The 6,208-nt window shown below is 66.9% G+C and carries 3 protein-coding genes; 2 read left to right on the forward strand and 1 reads right to left on the reverse strand.

The features are described from left to right. The first annotated feature begins 18 nt into the window (after positions 1–18). Both PMI02_RS07650 and PMI02_RS07655 read left to right on the forward strand, forming a co-directional pair. A complete protein-coding gene (locus PMI02_RS07650; RefSeq protein ID WP_007681106.1) occupies positions 19–1,785 on the forward strand; it encodes a bifunctional diguanylate cyclase/phosphodiesterase in 1,767 nt (588 codons plus the stop codon). Between the two features lie 134 nt (positions 1,786–1,919). Then, complete coding sequence (locus tag PMI02_RS07655) at positions 1,920–3,482, forward strand: arylsulfatase (protein WP_007681109.1); 1,563 nt, start codon at positions 1,920–1,922, stop codon at positions 3,480–3,482. A gap of 61 nt (positions 3,483–3,543) precedes the next feature. On the opposite strand, the gene PMI02_RS07660 is transcribed toward PMI02_RS07655, so the two are convergent. Then, a complete protein-coding gene (locus tag PMI02_RS07660; protein ID WP_007681111.1) occupies positions 3,544–6,114 on the reverse strand; it encodes an HWE histidine kinase domain-containing protein in 2,571 nt (856 codons plus the stop codon). Between the last annotated feature and the right edge of the window lie 94 nt (positions 6,115–6,208).

The following is a 6,208-nucleotide window of genomic DNA, read 5'->3' on the forward strand; positions in this document are numbered from 1 at the left end:
CCAAGGACATTTCAGCCCATGGACCACCTGCATAACGGCACTCAGAACATACATGCCCTGATCGTCGACGACGACGATGTCGACCGCGAACGGCTGGTGCGGATGCTGCGGCGCGGCCCGCGCGAGATCACCGTCGAGCAGGCCGGCTCGCAGGCCGAGGCGCTCGAGAAGATCCGCGACCCGGAAGCGCACTTCGACATCGTCTTCCTAGACTTCGGCCTTGCCGACGGCGACGGGCGAGATCTGCTGCCCGCGATCCGCGGAGAGATCGACCCCGATTGCCCGATCATCGCCGTCACCGGCAATGCCGACGAGCAGATCGCGGCGGACTCGATCAAGTCGGGCATGACCGAATACCTCACCAAGCGCTCGCTCTCGCCCGAGCGGGTCGCGGCTTCGGTCGAGGAGGGCATGGCCTGGCGACAGTACCGCCACGACCTGCGCCGGCAGGAGGAGGAACTGACCCACCGCAGCCTGCACGATCCGTTGACCGACCTGCCCAACCGCACGCTGTTCTCCGACCGGCTTGGCCAGGCCTGCGCACGGGCGCGGCGCAGCGGCGATCCCTTCGCGGTGGTCATGGTCGACCTCGACCGCTTCAAGGAGATCAACGACAACTTCGGCCACGCCTCGGGGGACGCGGTGCTCGTGACCATTGGCAGGCGGCTGCGCGAACATCTGCGCGAGGTCGACACCACCGCGCGGCTGGGCGGGGACGAGTTCGCGATCCTGCTGCAGAACATCGACGGCGAGGAATCGGCGATGGCGGTGGCCACCAAGCTTACCGAGCTGATCGAGCAGCCGATCGTCCATGGCGGCCGCATGCTGCACGTCGGCGCCTCGATCGGCATCGCGCTGTGCCCGCTGCTGGGCTTTTCGCCCGACGGCCTGCTCTCCGCCGCCGACGAGGCGATGTACGAGGCCAAGCGCGGTGTCGACAAGGCCGTGCTGGCGCGGGGCGAGGACCGACCGGCCTCGCGTTCGCTCGACCAGGGAGGGATGCTTCACGACATCGAGCGCGCGATCGCCGCGCGGGCGTTCGAATGGCACTGGCAGCCCAAGGTCGACATGCGCGACGGCCAGGTTCTCGGCTTCGAGGCGCTGGTACGCTGGACCCACCCGGAAGACGGTCCGATCCCCGCCGACGTGCTGATCGAGACGGTCGAGCAGTCGCACCTGCTGGAAGCCTTCACCTACCTCAGCCTCGACGTGGTGCTGGGGGAGTTCGCGGCGCTGCAGCACCTGCTGGGCGACGCGGCGATCTGCATCAACGTCTCGGCGCGGATGCTCGAGCGGCCGGGCTTCGTCAGCCACGTCGTCGAGACCACCGCGCGCCACAAGGTCGATCCCGCGCGGGTCATGCTGGAGCTGACCGAGACCGCGCTGATCGCCAATCCCGCGCAGGCCCGCCGCGTGATCGAGCAACTCCACGACCACAAGATATCACTCGCCATCGACGATTTCGGCGCCGGGTTCACCTCGTTCGGGTACTTGCGCGAGTTCGCGGTGAGCGAGATCAAGATCGACCGTTCGTTCATCTCCCGCTTCACCGAGAGCCGGTTCGACCAGTCGCTCGTCCACTCGCTCGTCGTGCTGTGCGAGAGCCTGGGCATCCCCCTGGTGGCCGAGGGCGTGGAGAACCCCGAGACGCAGGCGATGCTCGTGGCGATGGGCTGCACCTGCGGGCAGGGCTACGGCATCTGTCGTCCGATGCCCTACGAAAACGTGCGCGGCTGGCTGGAGATGTGGAACACGGAGCGTAACGGGACCCGGCTGCGGGCCTGACCTCGCGCGCCTTGACGGGGTTATCGCCCGCCGCCCCTAGGGCCTTTCCGCAAGCGACCTCGTGGGAAACCCCGATGCTTGGAATCACTTTCGCCCTTTAGGGTCGCGTCCACAACCAGCGTGGAGCGCCTCACATGCCCAAGGGAAAGCCGAATATTCTCGTCATCTGGGGTGACGACATCGGTATCAGCAACCTCAGCTGCTACAGCGACGGCGTCATGGGCTACCGCACGCCCAACATCGACCGCATCGCCAACGAGGGCATGCGCTTCACCGACAGCTACGGCGAACAGTCGTGCACGGCGGGCCGCGCCTCGTTCATCACCGGGCAGTGCGGCTATCGCACCGGCCTGACCAAGGTCGGCATTCCCGGCGCCAAGGCCGGCATGAAGGCCGAGATCCCGACGATCGCGGAACTGCTCAAGAACCACGGCTATCGCACCGGCCAGTTCGGCAAGAACCATCTCGGCGACCGCAACGAATACCTGCCGACGGTCCACGGCTTCGACGAATTCTACGGCAACCTCTATCACCTCAACGCTGAGGAGGAGCCGGAGATGTACGACTATCCGGACCCCAAGATGTTCCCGAACTTCGCCAAGAAGTACGGCCCGCGCGGTGTCCTGCATTCGTGGGCGACCGACGTCGACGACCCCACCGAGGACGAGCGCTTCGGCCGCGTCGGCAAGCAGAAGATCGAGGACACCGGCCCGCTGACCGTCAAGCGCATGGAAACCTGCGACGACGACTTCGTCGACAAGGCTTCGGCCTTCATCCGCGCCGCCAAGGACGCCGACGAGCCGTTCTTCGTCTGGCTCAACACGACGCACATGCACCTCTACACGCACACCAAGGAAGAGAGCCTGGGCCAGGCGGGGCTATGGCAGTCGCCGTACCACGACACCATGATCGACCATGACAAGAACGTCGGCCAGATGCTCGACCTGCTGGATGAACTCGGCCTCGCCGACGACACGCTGCTGATGTATTCGACCGACAACGGCCCGCACCGCAACTCGTGGCCGGACGGCGGCACGACCCCGTTCCGCTCCGAGAAGGACACCAACTGGGAGGGCGCTTTCCGCATCCCCAAGCTGGTCCGCTGGCCCGGCAAGATCGCGGCGGGCTCGGTCTCGAACGAAATCGTCGGCCACAACGACTGGCTGCCGACCTTCCTGGCAGCGGCGGGCGAACCCGACATCGGTGAAAAGCTCAAGGAGGGCGGCGTCGAGGCCAACGGGAAGACCTTCAAGGCGCATCTCGACGGTTACAACCTGCTGCCCTACCTCACCGGCGAGGAGGAGAAGTCGCCGCGCCAGCACTTCGTCTACTTCAACGACGACGGCCAGATCGTCGCCATGCGCGCCCACAACTGGAAGGCCGTGTTCATGGAGCAGCGGTGCACGGGCACGATGAAGCTCTGGGCCGAACCGTTCACCGAACTGCGCATACCCAAGCTCTACAACCTGCGCACCGACCCCTACGAATTCGCCGACGTGACATCGAACACGTACTACGAATGGTTCATCCGCCACGCATTTTTCATGTATTACATCAAGGACGTGGCCGGCAAGTTCGCGATGACCTTTGTGGAATTCCCGCCCGCGCAGCATCCGGACAGCTTCACCATCGACGAAGCGCTGGCGAAACTCTCGGCTGGCGGCGGTGCCAGCGGCGGCGAGGGTGCCAACGCCTAGGTCGAAGCCCGTTGCCGGGCGGCTCCTCCCTGTCGCAATGCGGCGGGGAGGGGCGGGCGTCCTACCGTCCCTTCAGCACCCGCCCGATCGCCGCGCGCACGTCGCGCTCGCCGTAGGGCTTGGTGACGACGGGCACGCCCCGGAAGGCGCCCGTCTGGAGCGAGCGTTCGCCGTAGCCGCTGGCGAAGATGAACGGGATGGCGCGCTCGTTGAGGGCGGTGGCGACCGGTGCGCTGGTGTCCTTGCCCAGGTTCACGTCGAGCATGGCGAAGCTGACCTCGGCGTTTTCCAGGATGTGCATCGCGCTCTCGACCGAACCGGCGACGCGGCAGTCGGTGAACCCGAAGCCGCGCAGCAGGTCCTCGGCCTCCATCGCGATGATCACGTTGTCCTCGACGATCAGTGCCGTGCCGCTCGCCAGCCGCGCGGTGAACTCGGACGCTTCTGGTGGTTCGGTTACGACCTCGCGGATATGCGCACCAGGCGTCTCGAAGCCCGAGACGTGATCCACGGGCACGATGAACAGCGCGTGCAGGCCCTCCGCCGGATAGACGACCGAGGCCGATCCGCCCAGTTCGTGCGGGATCGTGCGCTCGATGATGGTGGAGCCGAAGCCGCGCCGGGTCGGGGCCTTGACCGGCGGGCCGCCTTCCTCGCGCCAGTCGAGTTCGAGCGAGCCGTCGTCGCCCCGGCTGAGCGTGATCTGGATGGTGCCGGACGTGTCCGACAACGCGCCGTACTTGCACGAATTGGTGGTCAGTTCGTGGATGACCAGCGCCAGCGTGGTGAACGCGTTCGGCGCCACCAACGCATCCGGTCCCTCGATCACGACGCGGTCGAGGCTCTGGCTGGCGTAGGCATCGGTCTCGGTGCGGATGAGTTCGTGGAGCGAGGAGGGCGACCATTCCTTGCGCGTCACCTGGTCGTGCGCGCGAGCGAGGGCCTGGATGCGGCTGCCGACGATCTCGGCGAAATCGTCGATCGTCGCCGCGCTCTCCTTGCTCTGCGACACCAGGCCGCGGATCAGGTTCAGGATGTTGCGGACGCGGTGGTTCAGCTCGGCGATCAGCATGTCCTGCTGGCGGCTGGCCTGCTCGCGCTCGGAATGGGCGGCGTCGGACAGGCGCAGCACGACCTCGAGCAGGGTGATGCGCAGCGATTCGGCGGCGGAGACTTCCTCGACGGTCCAGGGCAGCGACTGGCCGCGCCGTTCCTCGCGCCAGATCTCGAAGCTCCTGCGCGGGGTCAGGCGAGCGCCGTTGGGGCCGAGTTCGAAGGTCTTTTCAGGATTTCCGGCCCACTTGAGCTCGCGCACCTGTTCGCTGCGGAACAGCACGATGTAGTCGCGCGGGGAGCGGCTGACCGGGAGCGCCAGCAGGCCCGCCGCCTTGTCTCCCCACTCCGCGGCGGGGGGATAGACAGCGGCGATGGCGTCGCTGGACCATACCGTGCTGGCGCCGGCGGTGTTGAGGAAGCGGGCCAGCTGGGTGAACTGGGCCTGGTCCGGCGTCGCCCCATGCGCGATGAAGCGGCCGTCCACCCAGCCGACGACGCCGTCGAAGGGGATGACGTGGCGGATCGCGTCGGTGAAGTCGTCGAAAGCCTCCAGCAGCGAGCCGCCCCCGGCGACGCGGGCCATGATCTCGTCGTGGAGGCGCATCGATTCGGCGCGCTTGTCGGCGGCGAAGTCGGTTTCCTTCTGCTCCAGCAGATAGGCGAAGAACTCGCCGAACAGCTCGGCGGCGGTGCGCACGGAATAGGACAGCACCAGCGGAGAATAATGGTGGCAGGCCATCAGCCCCCACAGCTTGCCCCGGCGCATGATCGAGACCGACATCGAGGCCCGGACCCCCATGTTGCGCAAGTACTCGATGTGGATGGGCGAAACCGCGCGCAGTCCCGACATCGACAGGTCCAGCGGATCGCCGTTGGGGCCGGTGGCGGGATCGACCGGCACGGTCGGGTCATCGACGTCGCTGATGATGCGCAGCATGTTGCGGGCGTAGAGCCGGCGGGCCTGCGCCGGGATGTCCGACGCGGGGAAATGCTGGCCCTTGAAGCTGTCGATCGCGCCGTTGAGGCTCTCGGCTATGACTTCGCCGGCGCCGTCGCCCTCGAAGCGGTAGACCATCACGCGGTCGAAGCCGGTCAGCCCGCGCAGGTGCCGCGCGGCGCTGGTGCACAGCTGCTCGATCGTCGGAGACTGGCGCAGCCGCTCGATCATCGGGCGCACGTAGGAGACGAAATCGCGCCGCTTGCCGCTCTCGTGCGGCTCGATCTCGAGCACGAAGGAGCGGCCCGAGGCATGGACCGCGACGTCGAAGCCGCGCCCGTCGCCGACCAGGTCGATCTCGAAGATGCGCTCCACCGCGCCGGCGCCGCCAAGGATCTGGAGCCGGGTGCGGATGTCGTGCAGCGCGCTGGGCGAGAGGAACTCGGTGGCGGAAAGGCCGACCATGTCGCGCGGGTCGCGGCCGAACAGCTCGGTGGCGTTCAGCGATACGTGATTGATGATCCAGTCGCTGGAGAACGACAGCAGCCAGCCGAAGCTCTGGATCCGGCCGATGATGTGGATCGGCTCGAGATCGCAGGTGGTGAGATCGACCGTTGGCAGTTCCTGGAAATCAGCCATTGGTGGGCTGCTTCGTGCTCTCGCTGGCGGCGAACGCGGCGGAGAAGGTGTCGAATGCGGCAAGTGCGGCAGCGGAGGCCGCTTCGGCGGCCGC

Origin of the sequence: Novosphingobium sp. AP12, assembly GCF_000281975.1 — a bacterium.
Lineage (GTDB): Bacteria > Pseudomonadota > Alphaproteobacteria > Sphingomonadales > Sphingomonadaceae > Novosphingobium.

What these genes read in the sequence shown, in the direction of transcription:
- PMI02_RS07650 (WP_007681106.1), top strand. Translation starts at nt 19, where the DNA reads ATGGACCACCTGCATAACGGCACTCAGAACATACATGCCCTGATCGTC.
- PMI02_RS07655 (WP_007681109.1), top strand. Translation starts at nt 1,920, where the DNA reads ATGCCCAAGGGAAAGCCGAATATTCTCGTCATCTGGGGTGACGACATC.
- PMI02_RS07660 (WP_007681111.1), bottom strand. Translation starts at nt 6,114, where the DNA reads ATGGCTGATTTCCAGGAACTGCCAACGGTCGATCTCACCACCTGCGAT.